The following is a 20,037-nucleotide window of genomic DNA, read 5'->3' as shown; positions in this document are numbered from 1 at the left end:
TAGCCAATTCCTTCAATAGAATGGTGGTTATGCAGATCGGCGTCAGGGAAAAACAGTATCGCTGGGTGATGTACTGGTTCGATCCAATTCATACTCCGCGAACTGAATAGATACATGCAGCAGCCATCGGTATTGCTCCAAAGGCACTTTCATTTCCCCAGGCAAAACAAAGTCATGAATCCCGCTGGCCGCAAGGGTTTCCATAATCTCCGGGTATTTTTCAGTACGGCGAAGGATCGTCGAATCCGCCACACCTAAGCGTTTAGCTACCTCGGTTTGTCGCGTGTTCAACAATGCTTTGTGGGCTGTCGATAACAACCGCTGGCTTATCTTGTTCATCACTGCACATTTGCGCGATTTTGCGTCATGCATTCCTTAGTCTCCTGGTGCTTTGAGGTTGGGATTAATCGCCTGTGTAAAAAGGGAGCGCTTATACCCTCCGTGAGTGTATGAACCTGATCTTTAATCTTTGGTTCCACAACCGTTGAGCGAATGGAAATACCTGTTAATAGCCAGCCGATTTCACAGTTGAGAGCCAAGGCTATTTCAAATAGAAATCTTGGTTTTTTGGTTAGCCCAGATTCGATTTGATGGATCGATTGCTGCTTGATACCTACCAATTCAGCAAGTTCTCTTTGGGACATCTTCAGTTTTTTCCGCTTCTCTTTGATTCGTTCAGCAATACTTTCCACATTACCTCCACAGTTTTGCCTGTAACATAATACAGCCTTGGCTGTTTGTAAAATACAGTTTTACTTGTGAGAATGTGATACAAGGAGAATTGTGTATGAATCTTTCAAATAGAATCAAAAAGCGTCGTTTAGAATTACACCTCAGTCAGACTGAAGCAGCTAGTCGCGCTGGTATCAAGCAACAGTCTTGGGCCAGCCTAGAGAGTGGTACGACCAAATTCCCACGCAACCTGCATGGTATTGCCAAGGCTTTGGAATGTAATGCAGAGTGGTTAATTAACGGCGGAGTTTTCATAGAAGATAAAGCCATCGCTCCATCTGTAATTCCTGTTCTGAATGGAGTTGAAAGGTTAAGCCCTGATTTTGAGGAAAAAATTTCAAACCCTGACTTGGATAACGAATTCATTTTGTCAGAGAGAGCCGATACAAAAGGTTTGATAGCCTTCAGGATTACTGATGAGTCAATGGAGCCTGCTTTTCAAAAAGGCGACATAGTTATCATAGATACATTTACAAAACCTGCACCAGGCGAATTTATCGTGGCTTCAGATTTTGAGAGTGCTTTTTTATTCAGGAAATTCCGTGAGTTAGACAGTATCTCTCCTGAAAATACGGGCTATTCTCTAGTTCCGCTGAACAGCGACTATCCAGTTGTAACTGTTATTGATCAAATGACGAAGATTATTGGCACTATGGTCGAACAACGGATCTATCGTAAAAGACGTTAAAATTCAAACCCTTAAAGCAATTAACACACCCTCATTTTAGCAACCAAATTCTCTCGCCCCTAAAAATACAGTTTTAACTGTTGACAGCATACAGCCAAATTTGTATTTTCATCCCTATATCAAGCATTCTTTTGACTAACTAAGCCTCAATTTATTGAAGAATGCATTGTTATAACCAAATGATTTGCCTGTTCTTTAACAACGAGCGGGAAGCTCTATGCCGGTGCCGAGAACGCACCAATCCTATAGCTACTGAGTGCGCTGTTTCGACAGTGCAGTCCGCAGCTTTTGGAGATACCTATGGCAAATATCAGCTATGGCAGATCTGTCAGATCATTCCTTAAAGATAATTCCAGAACACGGCGGCACTTTCGCCGCATGTTGGAAGCATTTGATAGTCGTGAAAATCAGGACATTGTGACGGTTCAGCCTGAACGGGAAATGCCACTGCATAAGGTAATTCAAAATCACAATGCTATTGCGCCACCGTTGTCACGCGTTGAAAAAGCTTTAGCAATACAGCCATCTAAGTGTTGTGCCAGCATTGATAACTGCTGTTTGCCACAGGTTGCTTTTTTCCATGCCGGTTATCGAGCCAGGCAAACCAAAAAAGCAAAATAACAACCATATGGCCTTTCAACACTATCCAGTCCAGCAACCCGCTTCGGCGGGTTTTTTATTGCCCTCAACCCGGAGAACACCATGTCTAAAGACAAATCCCCAGAAGCCCTGTCTCACAAAGAAATGCAGCATCTCGTGCTCACTCATGTGCAGGCGTATCTGAATGCCTGCCACTGCCAGTCACGTAAAGATGTGCTTCAGGCACTGACTCACTGGCAAGACGTGGGCACTGAAATGGCTGACTTCATACGTCATACACGCATCATCATTGTCCATTAACCCAGGCATGCCCGGCAGGGCATTCATTCGACCCGGAGGTCAAAATGCAAAATCGCGAAGCAGCACAGTATGTAACCGAATCGCTGATGGTTGTGATGAACAAAGTCATGACATCGGTAGAGCACATCGATGCATTGAAAGAAGGTAATAAAGTTAGCCAGGCAGAGGCAGAAACGTACCGGCTCAACATGGTAGGAGCTCTGGATAAAATGCTTCAGTCCGTCTTAAACCCTGTATTCGCAATCCACCCCGATTTAAACCCCAGTTGTCGTTGCTGCGGCGTTTCTGAGGAGAAAGGGGCTCGGAGCGAGTAAGGCATGAGCTATCGCTGAGAATAACCGTCCTATGAGGCGGTTTTTTTATACCTGAATGGAGAAGCTATATGAGGTTTAACACTCAAGATGGCCAGTTCATCTTCACCCTGAGTTCATTAAACAGGAGTCAGACGTTCATCAGTTTCATGGAGGGAATTCACTGGGCCTTTGTGCAGAAGCTGGCTGGAGCCTGCGCAATTGAACTGAGGCTGACATGATGGCTAAACCACGAACACCGGTGCGCATTCGTCAGCGCGCCAGACAAACACTGAATCAGTGGCAATCCGGTTCAGTCCACGCCCGTAGAACCTATCGTTACCGCTATCTGACCCTGCAGGTTTCGCCTGGCTGGCGTCTGCTCTCCAGAGACAACGGCAATAACTGGGAGCTACTCAGTCACGCAGATTACGACCACCAGATTTAATACCGTCTTACCCGGAAAGAGGAACATTTCCCATGATGCAGCAAAACATCAGGGGCGATGCCGCTTCAGCTCGCCCTTTTCACGCCATTCGCTCTATCGAGTTTGCGTCAGAGAATATTTTGTCCAGCGCCAGCTTCACATCATCCCCTCCACCAGCATTACCACCTCAGCCACCTTTGCCGCTCTTACAGGTTGGGCTGGATCGGATGATAGGCATTCTTTTACAGGAAGGAAAACCATGATGGCGGCGATCCGGGGACGGTTAACGGATGGGGATGGCCTTTTCACCCCTCGGCTTTCAGTTCAAAAAGTAGGGTTGGATCCTCTCAGACATGCTCTCACAACCGATACGGTACTACCGACGACGCTCCAGTCAATCGTGTTCATAACCAGCCAATCATCAGGGATAAAACACCAATGAATAATGAAGTTTTAATCCATAAATCCTCCCCTTTTAAGCGGCTGGCCACACTTGCTGCGGAAACTGAAAAAGCAGGTGCCTATGATTTCGCAGCCGAAACCTGGGCTGCAGCTGCTGCACTGGCGCGCCGTGACTGCAACAGACAGTGGGCCAGCGAACGTTCGGCACTCTGTGCGAATGCTCAGCTACGTGGCTGGGGCACGACTGAAATGATTAAGGAGCTATGACATGAAGGCATCGACCGAGATTCTCACCGGACTGTTTAGCGATGAAATGGGCAATTTGTTCGTGATATTGCTGCTGGTCGTTCTGGGCATGCTTATCCAGCTGGATTTCACCCTGTCAGTTTTTCAACAGGGACGGGATGACCAGCACTGATGTAACAGGCGTCAAACCATGCCCGGCCGGCAGCCGGGCATCCTGCTTGGGGCAATCGTAATCAACGTGAGTTTTCTGTGAGGTAAATATGCTGAATCTGCAATGCGTGCCTATTTCTGTGTACTGCAAAGAAACAGGAGAAACACCTGAAGCAGTGACTAAACGCGTACAGCGTGGGTTCTGGCGCGAAGGGATACATGTTCTGAAGGTCAGTGGAGCTAAAGAACGCTGGATAGATTTAAATGAGGTTAATAAATGGGCACGACAGACGTCAGATTGCCGCGTGGTGTAACAATACGCAGGCATCGCAACGAAGAGACCATCAATATTACGTTTACCTATAAAGGCGTCAAATGCAGAGAACCTCTCTCACATCTCACGCCAAATACGAAGAATATTAAATATGCGGAAAGGTTGTTAGGGGAGATTTATAACAACATTGGGCGCGATGCATTTAACTACGCTGACTACTTTCCCAAATCGTCAAAGCTGAAAATTTTCGGCAAAACATGTCACACCAGCCAGATTAAACACTACCTCCGCGAGTATCTTGCAATCTGCCAGACCCGCAACCTTTCCCCCTCTACTATCAGAGGCTATAAAAAGTGCATGGAAGCACTGCGGGATCTGCACGAGGTCCGTGCTGCAGACCTGACCCCTGCTCTGTTAAAAAACTGGATAAAAAATCAGAGCACCGTACTTAAAACCATCAGAAACCAGCTTTCCTTTCTGCGATCTGCAATGGATGAAGCGGTGATTGACGGCGTCATCCCGATGAATCCGGTGTCACTGATCAAGGCGTCACGCTACCGGAGTCAGCAATCGGAGCAGAGTCATTACATGGTTGACCCGCTTTCGCCTGATGAAGTCAGCACGTTGCTCAGGGCGGCCGGCAACCAGCAATGGGAAAACCTCTTCCTTTTTGCCATCAATACCGGCCTGAGAAGCTCAGAGCTTTGTGCTCTGGCCTGGAAAGATATCGACTTCGACAAAAGAAAGGCCAGCATCCACAACGCGAGCGTGGTCGGCGTTCTCAAGTCCACCAAAACACGGGCAGGAAAACGAAAAGTCGATCTGAATGGTGACGCGCTCACTGCGCTCACCCGCCAGAAACTGTTCACGTTTGAAAAAGGGGAGTTTGTCTTTGAAGATCCCAAAACCTGTCAGCCCTGGGCCAGTGCGGATGCCATCCGTAAAAAAGCCTGGGTCCCGACCGTCAAAAAAGCCGGTATCCGTTACCGTAATCCCTACCAGACCCGGCACACATACGCCACGCGTCATATAAGTCAGGGTGCTAATCTGTTCTGGCTCGCATCTCAGATGGGGCACAAAGGCCCGGAAATGCTTTTCCGTCACTATGGGGCCTATCTTGAAGAATATGACGGACACACAGACCGGAGTGGGATACGCCTTACAGTGCCCCTTCTAAAGGAGCCGCATGAATAGCCGCGTGTACTTAGAAAAAAAAATCATATACCATTCATCTCATTATGGGGTTCTTAGACGTGTTCAACTCCCGCCAGCCCACCAAAATTCTCCATCGATGATCACCAGAGTCATTCGATGAAGTCCTAAGAGCCCGTATGGCGCAAGCCTTACGGGCTTTTTTGTATCTGGACTCTTTCAAGGCGACTCGCATGAAAATCCCAAACCGACTCCAGCCTCTTGTCGATGATGGCCTGGTAGATGAAGTACTACAAAGACTAAGAAGCGGCAAAGAAGCTGACGTTTATACCGTGTTAACGGGCGGCAAAATCCAGTGTGCGAAAGTGTACAAGGACGCCACACAACGAAGTTTCAAGCAGGCTGTGCATTATCAGGAAGGGCGCAAAGTCCGCAACAGCCGTAATTCACGTGCGATGCAAAAAGGGTCGAAATTCGGGCGCAAGCAGCAAGAAGAGACCTGGCAAAGCGCGGAAGTTGATGCGTTATTCCGCCTGGCGAATGCTGGCGTACGCGTCCCGCAGCCCTACATTTGCATCGACGGCGTTTTGTTGATGGAGCTGGTCACAGACGCAGAAGGTCTGGTTGCGCCACGCCTGAGCGATGTGTTCCTGACCGAAGAGAACGCCCTGAAGGATTTCGATACCATGATCCGCAATATCGTGCGCATGCTGTGCGCCGGCATTGTTCATGGCGATCTGTCGGAATTCAACGTGCTGCAGGATGCCAACGGACCGGTGATTATCGACTTGCCACAAGCGGTTGATGCCGCGGCAAACAACCACGCTGAATCGATGTTTGAGCGCGATGTGAACAACATCACCGCCTATTACGGGCAATATGCTCCGCAGATTTTGCAAACGCGCTATGCGAAAGAGATCTGGCAATTATATGAAGATGGAAAGCTGACGCCAGAAACGCCGCTCACCGGTCTCTTCGTAGAAGAGGTGCATGAAGTGGATATGAACTCATTGATGGATGAGATTATCGCCGCCGAAGATGAGTTCTATGATCGTCAGCGCGCCGCTAAAGAGCGCGACGAAGAGTAGAGGCGGCTCCACAGCTCAGGCAGGCTGGCGATAAACGCCTCGGCTATCGCGTGTTTATTGCCACCCGGATTCCACAACGTTACCAGCGTAACGTTCAATCCCTGATTGCCAACCTCGGTACGCAACCGTTGCACGTTGCGCCACTGCTATGCTGCGCCAGGCAGATAGCAGATTAATATTGCAGAGCCACAGCTCAGGTGGCTCTTATCCCTTCCTGCAACAACCTAAAATGCTATCTACTGGTGATTTTGCCAGCGAAACTAGACCTTTTTCATTCCTGGTTTATTCTTAAATCTTTCCATCCCGGCCTGTGCCAGGATGATTACCTGAGACGACATATTTCATGAAAGAGGGAATTATGAAAAAGACCATTATTGCACTGTCAGCCGTTCTGATGGCATCTTCGGCTTTTGCCGCGACCACACATGCAACTGATGAAACTGTCGCTAACGCGCAGGCCGGTGCGAACACCGCTAAAGAAAAACTGCATCAGGCGCAGAACGAAGGTAAAGAGCAGCAGCTGAAAGCGAAGCATGCGGCAGAAGGTAAAAGCGATAACCTGACCAGCAAAGCCAGCGAAGGTACGCAGAAAGCCTGGAATAAAACCAAAGAAGGTTCTGAGAAAGGTTGGGATGCCACCAAAGAAGGCACGCAGAAAGGCTGGAATAAAACCAAAGAAGGTGCCAGCGATCTGAAAAAGAAAGTGACTGAATAACGTTCGTCGCTCACTCCAGAGGCCGCGTTTGCGGCCTTTTTTATTGCCTGTTTTCCTCAACTTTGCATCTTTAACGCCATCCCCTTAGACTTTACCCAACACTCCATTAACCAATTATGCTCATGTCTGACACCTTTACCCGCCAGCCGCTGCCCTTGCCCAACGGTCATAACAAAGTCCTGTTGCACTCCTGCTGTGCGCCCTGCTCGGGCGAAGTGATGGAAGCAATGCTGGCTTCCGGCATCGATTACACCATCTTCTTCTACAACCCAAACATTCATCCGCTGAAAGAGTATGAGCTGCGTAAAGAGGAGAATATCCGCTTTGCCGAGCAGTTTGGCGTGCCCTTTGTTGATGCCGATTACGACAAAGACAATTGGTTTGAGCGGGCGCGTGGCATGGAGTGGGAACCGGAACGTGGCGTGCGCTGCACCATGTGTTTCGACATGCGCTTTGAACGCACCGCGCTGTATGCACATGAAAACGGTTTCCCGGTGATCACCAGTTCACTCGGCATTTCGCGCTGGAAGAATATGCAGCAGATCAACGACTGCGGCGTGCGCGCGGCGGCGCACTATCCCGATATGCTTTATTGGGAGTTCAACTGGCGGAAAGGTGGCGGCTCGTCACGCATGATTGAGATCAGCAAGCGCGAACGTTTCTATCAGCAGGAGTATTGCGGCTGCATCTATTCGCTGCGCGACAGCAATCGCCATCGTGTAGCTAGCGGCCGCGAGCGCATTGAGATCGGCGTGCAGTATTATCAGCCCGACGAAGAGTAAAGAAAAGGGCAGGAAATCCTGCCCTTTTTTCATTAACGAAACACCAGCGTTAACACCACCATGACAACCATCATCATTATCAGGTGAAACACCACCTTATTGAGATTGCGGTTACGCATTTCACCTCCATGTGTTTAAAACCACTGACCAAAGCGCTTGATGTAGAGCATTTTCATGCCCTGCGCGACCACGCAATAACCGAGCAGCGTTGCCACCAGCCATAGGAAGTAAGACCATGGCAGCGGCACCAATCCCACCATCGCGCCCAGCGGTGAGAACGGCAGCAGAATGCCGGCGATCATCACACACGCAGTGGTCAGCAGCACCGGCAGCGCCGCACGGCTCTGGATAAACGGAATCTTTTGCGTGCGCAGCATGTGCACCACCAGCGTTTGCGACAGCAAGCCTTCAATAAACCAGCCGGACTGGAACAGCGACTGCATTTCTGGCGTATTCGCCGCGAATACGTACCACATCAGCGCAAAGGTGGTGATATCGAAAATCGACGACGTTGGCCCAATCCACAGCATAAAGCGTTTGATATTACGCGCGTCCCATTTACGCGGCTTACGCAGGAACTCGCGGTCCATTTTGTCCCACGGCAGTGCCAGCTGAGACAGATCGTACATTAGGTTCTGAATCAGCAGATGAATCGCCAGCATCGGCAGGAACGGAATAAAGGCGCTCGCCACCAACACCGAGAACACGTTGCCGAAGTTCGAGCTGGCGGTCATGTTCAGATACTTAATGATGTTGCCGAAGGTTTCGCGTCCCTTCATTACGCCCTCTTCCAGCACCATCAAATCTTTTTCCAGCAGGATGATATCGGAAGACTCTTTAGCGATGTCCGCCGCGCTATCGACGGAAATCCCCACATCGGCATCACGCAGCGCCGGCGCATCATTAATCCCGTCGCCGAGGAAGCCAACGGTGTGGCCCTGTTGCTGTAGCGCGCGCAGGATGCGTGATTTCTGCAGCGGCGTGAGTTTAGCGAATACCGCACTCTGCGCGGCGGCGTCTGCCAACTGCTCGTCGCTCATCAGGGCAATTTGGTCGCCGGTGACGATCGCGCCGCTGTCGATGCCAACCTGCTGGCAAATGCGCGCGGTCACCACTGGATTATCGCCGGTCAGCACTTTGACGCTAACGCCATTGTCGCGCAGCGCGCCGATGGCTTTGGCGGCGCTCTCTTTCGGTGGATCGAGGAAGGTCAGCAGCCCTTCTACCGTTAAGCCTTGCTCATCCGCCACGCTCAGCGGCTGCTGTAAACCCGGCTCCGCCAGCACGCGGCTCGCCACCAGCAGCACGCGGAAACCCTGCTCATTGTATTGATGTGCCAGCGCCAGCAGTTCTGCACGACGCGTTTCGTTCAGCGGCTGCACCAGTTTGCCTTCACGCTCGGCAGTCGCGATGCTCAGCATCTCTTCCACCGCGCCTTTGCAGATCAGCATCTGTTGATTGAGACGACGATCGCGCACCACCACCGAGACGCGACGGCGAATGAAATCGAACGGCAGCTCATCCACTTTGATATAGGTATCGCTTACCGCTTCGCTGACGCGGTTTTTGCCGTACTGCAAAATGGCGCGATCCATCAGATTCAGCGTGCCGCTTTGATAGTGGCTGTTGAGCCAGCTCAGCATCAGCACGCGTGAGTTCTCCACGCCAGCACAATCCAGATGATGCTCCAGAATGATGTTGTCCTGCGTCAGCGTGCCGGTTTTGTCGGTGCAGAGAATATCCATCGCGCCGAGGTTTTGAATCGCATTCAGACGTTTGACGATCACTTTACGCCGCGACATGGCGATGGCGCCTTTCGCCAGGTTGGAGCTGACGATCATCGGCAACATTTCCGGCGTTAAACCTACCGCTACCGCCAGCGCAAACAGTGAAGCATCCAGCCAGTCGCCTTTGGTTAGGCCATTAATCAGCAACACCACCGGCACCATCACCAACATGAAGCGGATCAGCAGCCAGCTCACGCTGTTGACGCCGCGGTCAAAGGCGGTTTGTGCGCGATTACCCACAATCGATTTCGCCAGGCTACCGAAGTAAGTTTCGCTGCCGGTTGCCACTACCACCGCTTTGGCGCTGCCGCTGGACACGTTGGTGCCCATCAGGCAGACGCTGCCCAGTTCCAGCAGCGATGTGCCCTGTTCGCTGGCACCGCTGCTTTTGCTGGTGACGTGGCCGGTGACGTCATACTTCTCAACCGGTAACGATTCGCCGGTCAAAATCGCCTGGCTGATAAACAGATCGCGTGAATCCAGCAGCCGCACATCGGCTGGCACCAAATCCCCCGCCGACAGATAGATGATGTCACCCGGCACCAGCGTGGCGATATCGACTTCCTGTTTGAGCGGCGCTTGTTGCGCTGACTCACGACGCAGCACCGTGGCGGTGGTGCGCACCATTGATTTCAGCGCCTGCGCCGCTTTATTGGTACGGAACTCCTGCCAGAAGCGCAGCAAACCGCTGAGCGTTACCATCGTCACAATGATGATGACACCGGTCAGATCGGTCTCCTCGCCGTTGCGCAGCGGCAGCCAGAAATCAGTGAAAAAGCTCACCAGCGCCAGCGCCATCAGGACATAGATAAACGGATTGTTGAATGCCTGCAGCAACTGCAACAACGCTGGTGGCGCTTTGTCGTGTTCGACCTGATTACGGCCATATACATTCAGGCGCGCCTCGGCTTCACGTTCACTCAGGCCAAGCGCATCGCTGCGCAGACGCACCAGCGTTTCGTCGGCAGTAAAACCGGCTTCATCTTCAATCAGGTAACGCGGTGTTTTTTGACGCGGCTGGCGCGTGGTGTTCCAGGCTTTTTTGTCCTGGTTGAGTTTCATGTCAGTCATAGTGACATTCCTCTTTATTACGGCAATAAAAATCCCTGCGTGCGAGGCACACAAATTAAATTAACGGCAATGCGTTTGTTAAATTAAAAATAACCTGTCGGGAATTTCCATATCACCTCCCGGAAATTAAAGACGAAAAGAGTCGCTCGCAAAATAACGAGTAATAAATAAAGACGAAGGTAAACACCACGCAATCGAACAGCGAAAAGCCGTCTAATGTGCAGCGCCAATCAGCACGCTGAAGTTCAGCGCGCGTATCGAGGCGGAGGGAAAAGTGTGTTAAAAATCATGTGCATGATGATATCCCCACGGGCTTTGGCCCGTTACAATGTCGTTTAAAGGGAACAATCATCAGAAAAGAGAGGATTGCTGCCCGCCGTGTTGGCAAGCAGCGACAAAAAAGTTCGCGCGTCAGCTTGCCTTGTGATACCAACTAAAAGGGTGACTGTCCAACTGAACTCTCCTGCTTTGAAATTGCGGCCATTATATTCTGGCAAGTAACGAAGTAAAGTTAATTATCGGTTAGTCACCCATCATTTATATTCCGTTGCAGTTGAGTTGATATTACCTCACATGCACATTCCGTAGCGGCGTGATTAATCGCGCGATTTTGCGTTAACGATCCTGCACCCAGAGCCCGTCCACACATTGCGCAATGAATTGCGCCGCTACGGATTGTGCGGTTTTCCCTTATAACTGAACCATGCGTCTTAGATCATTAATGCATATGCATAGCCTGAAATTGACTATTCTTCACTGCTGCGCTCTCGTAAACTCGCGTTACTTTTTTTAGGCAAGGAAACAACATGAAAAAAATTATTCCATCACTGCTGGCGTTATCGCTGGTAGCCGCCTTCTCTGTTCAGGCAGCGACGCCGAAAGATACGCTGGTGATTGCCCAGTCTACCGATGATGCCGACAGCTTCGATCCCGCGCAGGGCTTCGAGCTCACCACGGTGCAAGCGTTCACTAACATTTATCAGCGCCTGGTTCAGTCCGATCCCACCAATCCAACCGATTTGCAGCCAACGCTGGCCACGTCCTGGCAAGCGGGCAGCGATAATCGCAGCCTGACGTTTGAACTACGCAAAGGTGCTCAGTTCGCCAGCGGCAATCCGCTGCGTCCGGAGGATGTGATCTTCTCACTGGGTCGCGTGGTGAAACTCAACCTCGATCCCTCCTTTATTCTTACCCAACTTGGCTGGAATAAAGACAACGTCGATACCTTCCTGAAAAAGGTTGATGACAACCACGTACAGATCAGCTGGAGCGCCAACGTCAGCCCGGCGTATGTGCTCAGCCTGCTCTCCGCGCCGGTCTCTTCGATTGTTGATGAGAAAACCGCGCAGGCCAACGCGAAGAACGGTGACTTAGGCCACGCATGGCTCGGTACTCACTCTGCCGGTAGCGGCCCGTATCAGATTCGTAAAGTGGTGCTGCACGAAGCGGTTCTGCTGAGCGCGAATCCAACTTCGCCAGCGGGCGCTCCGAAGCTGAAAAATATCCTGATTAAAAACGTTCCGGAACCGGCTGCGCGTCGTCTGCTGCTGGAACAGGGCGATGTGGATATCGCGCGTAACCTCGGTGCGGATCAGATCGCCTCGCTGAAAGGCAAAGCGGGCGTGAAGACCGAAGCGATTCCGATGGCTTCTCTCTATTACATCCAGTTCAACATCGGTGAAAACCCGGTGCTGAAGAACCCGGCGCTGTGGGAAGCAGCTCGATACCTATTCGACTATAAAGGTATCGCTAACGACCTGCTGAAAGGCCAGTTCGACGTGCATCAAACCTTCCTGCCGAAAGGCTTCCTCGGCGCAATCAACGACACGCCATACACTTACGATCCTGAAAAAGCCAAAGCGATTCTGAAGAAAGCCGGTCTGACCAACGTCAGCTTCACGCTTTCCACCAGCAACCAGCCGCCTTACCTCGATATCGCGCAGGCGCTGCAGGGTAGCTTTGCCAAAGGCGGCGTGAAGGTGGAAGTGCAACCTGGCCTGAGCTCTGAAGTCTCGACCCGCGTGAAGGCGCACAAATATGAAGCCACCCTGAACGCCTGGGGCGCAGACTATTTCGATCCCAACACCAACGCCGCGTCCTTCGCTTACAACCCGGAAGATGGCAGCAAAACCGTGGCTTACCGTTCTGACTGGCACATCCCGGAGCTGAACAAGCAAACGTTGGCCGCCACCGCCGAGAGCGATAACAACAAGCGCGTCGAACTCTATCAGGCGATGCAGCGTGAAGTGCTGAAGAACTCGCCGTACGTGATTGGCTTGCAGGCGAAAAACCTGATTGCGCTGCGCGACAATCTGCAAGGCTATGTGCAGGGCATCAACCCGGACATGGTGTATTACTCGCAGGTTTCTAAGTAATGGCAGTGTCAGCTTCACAGGCCGGGTTCGCCCGGCCACTTTGGCAACGCGTTAGCCACATCGTCACCAGCCTGCTCTCGCTGCTGGTGACGTTGGTCGGTTTGTTAGCGTTCACTTTTATGCTGTCGCACCTTTCGCCAGTCGATCCGGTGCAACAGATCGCAGGCGATCACGCCAGCGAAGCCACCTACGTGCAGGTGCGCCACGATCTCGGCCTCGATCAGCCGGTGCTGGTGCAGTTCTGGCGCTATATCAGCCATTTGGCGCGCGGCGATCTCGGCTTATCGCATCTGACCAATCAACCGGTCAGCGCCGATCTGATGCGCACCTTCCCGGCCACCATTGAGCTGGCCACCTGCGCGATGATTTTTGCCGCGGTGTTCGGCATTGCCTTAGCGCTGATGGCGGCGTGGAAGCCGGGCAGCATCATCGATAACGTGGCGCGTTTTGTTTCGCTGCTCGGCTACTCGGTGCCGGTGTTCTGGCTCGGCTTGCTGGGTTTGCTGCTGTTTTATGCCGTGCTGCACTGGTCCGCCGGACCGGGCCAGCTTGATGACATCTGGATCTACACGCTGGAGCCAAAAACCGGCTTTGTGCTAATTGATAGCTGGATGTCCGGTGATCCCGAGATGTTCCGCAATGCGATTGCCCACTTGTGGCTGCCGGTGGTGATTCTCGGCCTGCTGGCGATGGCGGGTATCACGCGCCTGCTGCGCGCGGCGCTGCTGGAAGAGAGCAGCAAAGAGTATGTGGTGCTGGCGCGTGCGAAAGGTGCCAGCCGTGGCCGCATTTTGCTGCGTCATATTTTCCCCAACGTGCTGGGCACGCTGATTACCGTTATCGCCCTCTCCTACGCCACGCTGCTGGAAGGTTCGGTACTGACCGAAACGGTATTTGCCTGGCCGGGCGTTGGTCGCTACATGACTAACGCGCTGTTTTCCTCCGATGTACCGGCGATTCTCGGCTCGACCTTGCTAATTGGCAGCTGCTTTATTCTGCTCAACGCGCTGGCCGATGCCCTGACCTGGTTAACCGATCCGAGAACCCGATGACTCAACAATTCTCTGAACTGGAAACGCTGCGTCCGCGACGCCGCCGCGCGCGCGTGACCTCGCTTTCCATCGGCCTGACGCTGGTGCTGATTGTGGTGGCGATGGCGTTGTTCGCGCCATTGCTGGCGCCTTTCGATCCCAATGCGCAGATCATCTCCCAGCGTTTGCAGGCGCCGTCGGCGCTGCACTGGTTTGGCACCGATGGCTTTGGCCGCGATCTGCTGTCACGCGTGATTTATGGCGCGCGCCCCACGCTGCTGTTGGTGTCACTGATTCTGGTGCTGACCATTCCGGTTGGCCTGCTGGTCGGCATCACCGCCGGTTACGTGGGCGGCTGGACCGAGCGCGTGTTGATGCGCATAACCGATATCTTCCTGTCGCTGCCGAATCTGGTGATCGCGCTGGCGCTGGTCGCCATGCTCGGCCCCGGCTTGATGAATGGCGCACTGGCGCTGGCGCTCACCAGCTGGCCGCCGTTTGCCCGTCAGGCGCGCGCGGAAACGCTGGCGCTGCGCCGCAGTGATTATCTCGCCGCCGCGCGCATGCAGGGCATCACCGGTTTACGCCTGATGTTTGGCCACATTCTGCCGCTGTGTATGCCAACGGCGGTGGTACGTGCCGCGCTGAGCCTCGGCGGAATCATTCTTTCAGCGGCGGGCCTCGGCTTCCTTGGCATGGGCGTGCAACCGCCTACCGCCGAATGGGGTTCGATGGTGGCAGAAGGCAGTAAAGTGATCTTCGACCAATGGTGGGTAGCCGCCGCACCCGGCGGCGCGATTCTGTTCGCCAGCCTGGCGTTTAACCTGACAGGCGATGGCCTGCGTGACCGACTGGATACTCGTCATGCCAAATGATCTGTTAATTGATGTACAAGGCCTGACGATTCGCAGCGATGATGCGCTGCTGGTCGATAACATCGGCTTTCAAATTGGCCGCGAGCGCGTAGCGCTGGTGGGTGAATCCGGTTCCGGTAAATCACTCACCGCGCGCACGCTGATGGGCTTGCTGTCACCTTCGCTGCACTTGCAGGCCGACCGTTTGCAGATTGTCGGCACCGATGCGTTGAGCCTGCGCGAGCGTGACTGGATTCAACTGCGCGGCAGCAAAGTAGCGATGGTGATGCAGGATCCGAAATATGCGCTTAATCCCACGCGCACCATTGGCTGGCAGGTGGAAGAACCGCTGGTGCTGCACCACAAATTGAGCCGCGCTGAACGTAAAGAGAAAGTGTGCGAGATGCTGGATGCGGTGGGCTTGCCCGACCCGCGTCAGCTGATGAAACGCTATCCGCATCAACTTTCTGGCGGCATGGGGCAACGCGTGATGCTGGCGATCGCCCTGATCACCGATCCTGAACTGCTGATCGCCGATGAACCTACGTCGGCGCTCGATCACGCGATGCGCGATCAGGTACTGGCGCTGATTCGTCGTCTGGTTGAACAGCGCAACATGGGTTTGCTGCTGATCAGCCACGATCTGCAACAGGTTTCCGAGCACTGCGAACGTGTGATGGTGATGTATCAGGGCCGCGTGCTGGATACCTTGCCGGCGTCCGAACTCTCCAACGCCAGCCATCCTTACACCAGCACCTTGTGGGCCTGTCGTCCGAGTAAAGCCACGCACGGCGAGCGTTTGCCGGTGCTGGATCGTGCCGCGCTGGAGAAGAATTATGATTGAGTTAGCGAACCTCAGCGTTTCGCACAAGCAAGGTTACGAGCTGCGCACCGTGGTGCACGATGTGTCGCTGCAGGTCGCGGCCGGTGAGTGTTTTGGTCTGGTTGGCCCGTCCGGCTGCGGCAAGTCGTCGCTGCTGTGGGTGCTGGCGGGATTGAATCCGCACTGGAGCGGCAGCATGTCGCTGGCGGGCACCGCCGTGCAGCCCGGCAAAGTGTTTACCGGCCAGCTGCGCCGCGATGTGCAGATGGTGTTTCAGGATCCCTACGCTTCGCTGCATCCGCGCCATCGCCTGCGCCGCACGCTGGCGGAACCGCTGAAAATGCTCAAACGTGATAACATCGACGACCGCATTAATGCCGGGTTCCGTCATGTCGGGCTCGATCCGGCGCTGGCGGATCGCTATCCGCATCAGCTTTCAGGCGGTCAGCGGCAGCGCGTGGCGATTGTGCGCGCCCTACTGCTGGAACCCAAGATCCTGCTGCTGGATGAGCCGACCTCGGCGCTGGACATGTCGGTGCAGGCCGAGATCCTCAACCTGCTCAACGATCTAAAGCAAAAAGATGGTTTAACCATGGTGCTGGTCAGCCACGATCCGGATGTGATCGATCACATGTGCGATCGCGCGGCGCGTATGGCGCAGGGCCGCATCGTGGAGCAACATTCAACAACAAGGAACACCGTATGACGGTTAAGTTACGTCCGCTGGAGCGGGAAGATTTACGCTTTGTGCACCAATTAGATAACAACGCCAGCGTGATGCGTTACTGGTTTGAAGAACCGTATGAAGCGTTTGTTGAGCTTTCGGATCTGTATGACAAACATATCCATGACCAAACCGAGCGTCGCTTTGTGGTGGAGCATGATGGACACAAAGCCGGGTTGGTGGAGTTGGTCGAGATTAATCACGTGCATCGCCGCGCTGAGTTTCAAATCATTATCGATCCTTCCCATCAGGGCAAAGGCTTAGCCACCAAAGCGGCAAAGTTGGCGATGGATTACGGCTTTTCGGTGCTGAATCTCTACAAACTCTATCTGATTGTTGATGAAGAGAATAAGAAGGCGGTGCATATCTACACCAAGCTGGGATTTGAGGTGGAAGGCGTACTGAAGCACGAATTTTTCATCAACGGCGAATACCGCAACACCATCCGCATGTGCATTTTCCAGCAGCAACATCTGGCGCAGCATAAAAGCGCCAATGCGATGGTGAAGCCTACCGCGCAGTAACTCAAACTGTTGAATGATTTGTAGCGGCGCAATTAATTGCGCTGTTTTTTTTCGCGGTAAAATTGCGCAATAAATTGCGCCGCTACGATCGGTGCGGGCTTATTAACCGCGCGCGCCGACGACGTTCAGCTTCGGCTGTGGATGTTCTGGTTTGAGATCGTACATGCCGCCGTAGAAGGGATCGACCAGCAGCCAGCCGGGGAAGCCCAACAGCGGAATATTGCCGAGCAAATACCACAGATTGGCATTGGCCTCGATCGGCAAGGTTAGCGGCACATAGCCCGGACTCTCCAGCATCACCTGATAGTGCTTCTTACCAAAATAATTCCCGGTCGATTTCGCCAGCTCGACGGTTTGCGGGGTATAGCCCTGCGCCACCGCGCGTCCGGTCTCATCCTGCACGGTGAAACGCGCGCCTTGCGGCAGGGAGTCGATTTTCACCGGTTGCGTTTCAGTGCCGACAATGGTGGCGCAGCCGCTCAGCAGCAGCGCACAGGCAGGAAAAAGAGGTCGCAGGTTCATAGCAGGTCCGCTTCAGCATCAGATAGGACAGTGTAAACTGCCCTTCTGTGCTTAATCGCGCTATCACTGATGATTTTCTGCGCTTTATTGCGGTTGACAACAAGCAGCAATCGCCGCGATATCCTGCGGCGTGGTACGGCAGCAGCCGCCAATCAGACGTGCGCCCGCCTGCTGCCATTCAGCGAATTTGTCATGCAGCGTGCAGCCCGACGGCGCGGAGTGCCAGGTTTTGCTGCTGGCATCGTACTGCTCGCCGGAGTTCGGATAGACCAGCAGCGGCTTATCACACAGCGCATGGAAGCGGCGCAGAGCGGGCGTTACGCTCTCCAGCGCCACGCAGTTGATGCCAACCGCCACCACCTGCGGTGCCGCATGCACCAGCTCAGCCACTTTACTCAACGGCGTGCCGTCGCTGATGTGTTCGGCATCGCGCAGGGTAAAGGAGAACCACGCGCTGCTGGCAGGGAATTCAGCCAGTAAACTCACCAGCGCCTGCGCTTCGGCGAAGGACGGTAACGTCTCACAGGCCAGCAGATCGACACCCGCTTCCAGCAACGCCTTCACGCGCGGACGGTGGAACGCTTTCATCTCCTCTTCCGGCAGCGCGTAATCACCGCGATACTCCGCACCATTGGCCAGAAAAGCGCCATACGGCCCGACCGAACCGGCCACCAGCAAGGGCGCGTTGCTGGCGGAAGATGCGCGATAGTCATCACGCGCGCGCTGCGCCAGCTGTACGCTCTGGGTGATCAGTGCCAGCGCCTGCGCTTCATCTAAGCCGCGCGCGGCAAAACCCTGCGGCGTGGCCTGGTAGCTGGCGGTGATCGCCACATGCGCGCCGGCAGCAAAGTAGTCGTGATGCACCTGATAAATCAGCTCAGGATTTTCCATCAGCACTTTGGCCGACCACAGCGCATCGGCCAGATTGCAGCCGCGCGCCTCCAGCTCGGTCGCCAGCGCGCCATCCAGAATCAACGTGTCAGTTTGGGTTAGAGCCTGCGCGATAGGATTACGCGACATCGTTGGCCTCCTCAGCCTTAAGGGATGACTTGCGTCGTTGCGTGACATGGTATGCGGCATAGCAGAACAGCACAAACGGAATGCCGCACCACAGCGCAATACGCTGCGATGGATCGAATGCCAGTCCGACGCACGCCAGCAGGCATAACAGGAAGCCCAGAATCGGCGTCAGCGGATAGAGCGGCGCGCGATACGCCAGCTGTTGTAAGCTGCCGCCCGCCTGCAGATGGCGGCGACGGAACACATAGTGCGAGGCGCAGATGCTGAGCCACACCGCCACCACGGCAAAACCGGAAATCGCCGACAGCGCCACAAACACTGTGTCCGGCGCAATCACACTGGAGAACAGCGCCAGCAAGCCACCAATCATGCTCACGGTCAGCGCCAGCACCGGAATGCCACGACGGTTGACGCGCGCAAAACAGCGCGGCAGCGTCTTCTCATTAGCCAGCGACCACAACATGCGGCCAGAAGCATACAGGCCGGAGTTGGCGGCGGAGAGAATGGCGGTGAGGATCACGAAGTTGAAAATATCCGCCGCGTACGGGATGCCGATCTTTTCAAACACCAGCACAAACGGGCTTTTAACGATCCCGGCCTGATCCATCGGGATCAGCGCCGCCAGCACAAATACCGTGCCGATAAAGAAGATGATCAACCGTGCGACGGTGGTGCGGATCGCCAGCGGCAGCGCTTTTTGTGGCTGCTCGGTTTCACCGGCGGCGATGCCGATCAATTCCGTGCCCGAGAAAGCGAAGTTTACCGCTACCATGGTCATCAGAATCGGCAGCGTGCCGTGCGGCAGCCAGCCGGAAGCGGTGAGATTGTGTAATCCCGGCGCAGCGCTGCCGTCTTTCATCGGGATAAAACCAAAGATCGCACCCGCACCGAGAATGATAAAGGCGATGATGGTGATCACTTTAATGATGGAGAACCAGAATTCACCTTCGGCAAAGAAGCGCGTTGAGACGATATTCAGCAGATAAATAGCGATGCAGAACACCAGACACCATGTCCACACCGGCACGCTTGGGAACCAATACTGCATACAGAACCCGGCGGCGGTCAGGCTGGAACCCAGCGCCACCGTCCAGGTGAGCCAGTAAAGCCAGGCGACGGTATAACCGGTGGCCGGACTGAGATAGCGCGCGGCATAGACGTGGAACGCGCCGGTTTCCGGCATCGCCACGGCCAGTTCGCCAAGACAGACCATCACCAGCCACACCACCAGCGCACCAATCAGATAGGCCAGCAAAGTGCCGGCTGCACCGGTGGTTGAGATGATGTAGCCGGTATTGAAGAACAGCCCGGTTCCGATCACACCGCCCAGCGACAGCATCACCAGATGCCGCACTTTCATGGTGCGCTTAAAGTTTTCCTGAGGAGGCGTATCCTGAGTTTGCATGATATTTATCCGTATGGACGTCTGAACATCTATATGGACACAAGGTTATACGCGT

The 20,037-nt window shown here is 53.9% G+C and carries 26 protein-coding genes; 19 read left to right on the top strand and 7 right to left on the bottom strand.

Features of this window, described 5'->3' with window-relative positions:
* Positions 1 to 42: 42 nt before the first annotated feature.
* Both ACFQW4_RS11500 and ACFQW4_RS11495 read right to left on the bottom strand, forming a co-directional pair.
* A complete protein-coding gene (locus ACFQW4_RS11500; RefSeq protein ID WP_293792605.1) occupies positions 43 to 372 on the bottom strand; it encodes a hypothetical protein in 330 nt (109 codons plus the stop codon).
* Positions 339 to 692: a helix-turn-helix domain-containing protein gene (locus tag ACFQW4_RS11495; RefSeq protein WP_367117893.1), complete on the bottom strand. Its 354-nt coding sequence runs from the start codon at positions 690 to 692 to the stop codon at positions 339 to 341. Before ACFQW4_RS11495 ends, ACFQW4_RS11500 begins: the two co-directional genes overlap by 34 nt.
* Before the next feature lie 95 nt (positions 693 to 787).
* Here ACFQW4_RS11495 and ACFQW4_RS11490 point away from each other — a divergent pair, with 95 nt between their 5' ends.
* The 11 genes from ACFQW4_RS11490 to ACFQW4_RS11440 all read left to right on the top strand — a co-directional run bounded on the left by ACFQW4_RS11490 (position 788) and on the right by ACFQW4_RS11440 (position 6,349).
* On the top strand, positions 788 to 1,420 hold the full coding sequence (locus ACFQW4_RS11490) for a helix-turn-helix domain-containing protein (RefSeq protein WP_377725434.1): 633 nt from the start codon (positions 788 to 790) through the stop codon (positions 1,418 to 1,420).
* Between the two features lie 300 nt (positions 1,421 to 1,720).
* A complete protein-coding gene (locus ACFQW4_RS11485; protein ID WP_277977008.1) occupies positions 1,721 to 2,041 on the top strand; it encodes a hypothetical protein in 321 nt (106 codons plus the stop codon).
* Between the two features lie 81 nt (positions 2,042 to 2,122).
* Complete coding sequence (locus tag ACFQW4_RS11480; RefSeq protein ID WP_377725433.1) at positions 2,123 to 2,320, top strand: hypothetical protein; 198 nt, start codon at positions 2,123 to 2,125, stop codon at positions 2,318 to 2,320.
* Between the two features lie 44 nt (positions 2,321 to 2,364).
* Entirely contained in the window at positions 2,365 to 2,634 is a 270-nt protein-coding gene (locus tag ACFQW4_RS11475) for a hypothetical protein (protein ID WP_293792601.1), read from the top strand.
* Positions 2,635 to 2,848: 214 nt separating this feature from the next.
* Positions 2,849 to 3,058: a hypothetical protein gene (locus tag ACFQW4_RS11470; protein WP_293792599.1), complete on the top strand. Its 210-nt coding sequence runs from the start codon at positions 2,849 to 2,851 to the stop codon at positions 3,056 to 3,058.
* A gap of 32 nt (positions 3,059 to 3,090) precedes the next feature.
* Entirely contained in the window at positions 3,091 to 3,300 is a 210-nt protein-coding gene (locus tag ACFQW4_RS11465; protein ID WP_293792597.1) for a hypothetical protein, read from the top strand.
* Positions 3,301 to 3,475: 175 nt separating this feature from the next.
* Complete coding sequence (locus ACFQW4_RS11460) at positions 3,476 to 3,706, top strand: ANR family transcriptional regulator (RefSeq protein WP_377725430.1); 231 nt, start codon at positions 3,476 to 3,478, stop codon at positions 3,704 to 3,706.
* Between the two features lies 1 nt (position 3,707).
* Positions 3,708 to 3,857, top strand: a complete 150-nt coding sequence (locus tag ACFQW4_RS11455) for a hypothetical protein (RefSeq protein ID WP_377725428.1) — start codon at positions 3,708 to 3,710, stop codon at positions 3,855 to 3,857.
* 88 nt (positions 3,858 to 3,945) lie between these two features.
* The gene (locus tag ACFQW4_RS11450; RefSeq protein WP_277977003.1) at positions 3,946 to 4,149 is read left to right on the top strand and encodes an excisionase; all 204 of its coding nucleotides are present in this window, start codon (positions 3,946 to 3,948) and stop codon (positions 4,147 to 4,149) included.
* Positions 4,113 to 5,303, top strand: coding sequence for an Arm DNA-binding domain-containing protein (locus ACFQW4_RS11445; RefSeq protein WP_377725425.1), 1,191 nt, complete (start codon positions 4,113 to 4,115; stop codon positions 5,301 to 5,303). The genes ACFQW4_RS11450 and ACFQW4_RS11445 overlap by 37 nt, the downstream gene beginning before the upstream one ends.
* A gap of 191 nt (positions 5,304 to 5,494) precedes the next feature.
* A complete protein-coding gene (locus ACFQW4_RS11440) occupies positions 5,495 to 6,349 on the top strand; it encodes a PA4780 family RIO1-like protein kinase (RefSeq protein WP_101763447.1) in 855 nt (284 codons plus the stop codon).
* Here ACFQW4_RS11440 and ACFQW4_RS11435 read toward each other — a convergent pair.
* Positions 6,316 to 6,483: a hypothetical protein gene (locus ACFQW4_RS11435; protein ID WP_206098222.1), complete on the bottom strand. Its 168-nt coding sequence runs from the start codon at positions 6,481 to 6,483 to the stop codon at positions 6,316 to 6,318. The genes ACFQW4_RS11440 and ACFQW4_RS11435 overlap by 34 nt on opposite strands.
* 224 nt (positions 6,484 to 6,707) lie before the next feature.
* Here ACFQW4_RS11435 and ACFQW4_RS11430 point away from each other — a divergent pair, with 224 nt between their 5' ends.
* Positions 6,708 to 7,064, top strand: a complete 357-nt coding sequence (locus tag ACFQW4_RS11430; RefSeq protein WP_101763556.1) for a hypothetical protein — start codon at positions 6,708 to 6,710, stop codon at positions 7,062 to 7,064.
* Between the two features lie 122 nt (positions 7,065 to 7,186).
* Positions 7,187 to 7,846 carry an epoxyqueuosine reductase QueH gene (locus ACFQW4_RS11425; protein ID WP_008101584.1) on the top strand — a complete coding sequence of 220 codons (660 nt, stop codon included), beginning with the start codon at positions 7,187 to 7,189 and terminating at the stop codon, positions 7,844 to 7,846.
* A 134-nt stretch (positions 7,847 to 7,980) separates the two neighbouring features.
* Here ACFQW4_RS11425 and mgtA read toward each other — a convergent pair whose 3' ends face one another.
* A complete protein-coding gene (gene mgtA / locus ACFQW4_RS11420; protein ID WP_377725422.1) occupies positions 7,981 to 10,704 on the bottom strand; it encodes a magnesium-translocating P-type ATPase in 2,724 nt (907 codons plus the stop codon).
* A gap of 806 nt (positions 10,705 to 11,510) precedes the next feature.
* Here mgtA and ACFQW4_RS11415 point away from each other — a divergent pair.
* From ACFQW4_RS11415 to speG, 6 genes are read left to right on the top strand one after another with little or no spacing between them, the layout of a single operon-like run.
* Positions 11,511 to 13,079 (top strand): ABC transporter substrate-binding protein, encoded by a 1,569-nt coding sequence (locus ACFQW4_RS11415; RefSeq protein WP_377725420.1) that lies wholly within the window; start codon positions 11,511 to 11,513, stop codon positions 13,077 to 13,079.
* A complete protein-coding gene (locus ACFQW4_RS11410) occupies positions 13,079 to 14,131 on the top strand; it encodes an ABC transporter permease (RefSeq protein WP_377725418.1) in 1,053 nt (350 codons plus the stop codon). Before ACFQW4_RS11415 ends, ACFQW4_RS11410 begins: the two co-directional genes overlap by 1 nt.
* Positions 14,128 to 14,985, top strand: coding sequence for an ABC transporter permease (locus tag ACFQW4_RS11405; RefSeq protein WP_377725416.1), 858 nt, complete (start codon positions 14,128 to 14,130; stop codon positions 14,983 to 14,985). The genes ACFQW4_RS11410 and ACFQW4_RS11405 overlap by 4 nt, the downstream gene beginning before the upstream one ends.
* The gene (locus tag ACFQW4_RS11400) at positions 14,975 to 15,808 is read left to right on the top strand and encodes an ABC transporter ATP-binding protein (RefSeq protein ID WP_061718038.1); all 834 of its coding nucleotides are present in this window, start codon (positions 14,975 to 14,977) and stop codon (positions 15,806 to 15,808) included. Before ACFQW4_RS11405 ends, ACFQW4_RS11400 begins: the two co-directional genes overlap by 11 nt.
* A complete protein-coding gene (locus ACFQW4_RS11395; RefSeq protein ID WP_210081444.1) occupies positions 15,801 to 16,493 on the top strand; it encodes an ABC transporter ATP-binding protein in 693 nt (230 codons plus the stop codon). Before ACFQW4_RS11400 ends, ACFQW4_RS11395 begins: the two co-directional genes overlap by 8 nt.
* Positions 16,490 to 17,035: a spermidine N1-acetyltransferase gene (speG, locus tag ACFQW4_RS11390; RefSeq protein ID WP_008101618.1), complete on the top strand. Its 546-nt coding sequence runs from the start codon at positions 16,490 to 16,492 to the stop codon at positions 17,033 to 17,035. Before ACFQW4_RS11395 ends, speG begins: the two co-directional genes overlap by 4 nt.
* A gap of 102 nt (positions 17,036 to 17,137) precedes the next feature.
* Here speG and ACFQW4_RS11385 read toward each other — a convergent pair whose 3' ends face one another.
* The 3 genes from ACFQW4_RS11385 to mmuP form a co-directional block, all read right to left on the bottom strand.
* A complete protein-coding gene (locus ACFQW4_RS11385; RefSeq protein ID WP_008101619.1) occupies positions 17,138 to 17,557 on the bottom strand; it encodes a hypothetical protein in 420 nt (139 codons plus the stop codon).
* An 84-nt stretch (positions 17,558 to 17,641) separates the two neighbouring features.
* On the bottom strand, positions 17,642 to 18,577 hold the full coding sequence (gene mmuM, locus ACFQW4_RS11380; RefSeq protein WP_377725412.1) for a homocysteine S-methyltransferase: 936 nt from the start codon (positions 18,575 to 18,577) through the stop codon (positions 17,642 to 17,644).
* On the bottom strand, positions 18,567 to 19,982 hold the full coding sequence (mmuP, locus tag ACFQW4_RS11375; protein ID WP_101763440.1) for an S-methylmethionine permease: 1,416 nt from the start codon (positions 19,980 to 19,982) through the stop codon (positions 18,567 to 18,569). Before mmuP ends, mmuM begins: the two co-directional genes overlap by 11 nt.
* Between the last annotated feature and the right edge of the window lie 55 nt (positions 19,983 to 20,037).

The organism is Pantoea sp. GCM10028869 (genome assembly GCF_042666835.1).
GTDB classification, from domain to species: Bacteria; Pseudomonadota; Gammaproteobacteria; order Enterobacterales; family Enterobacteriaceae; genus Pantoea; species Pantoea leporis.
Note: the sequence above shows the minus strand (reverse complement) of the source record. Positions and strands in the feature narration are given on the sequence as shown.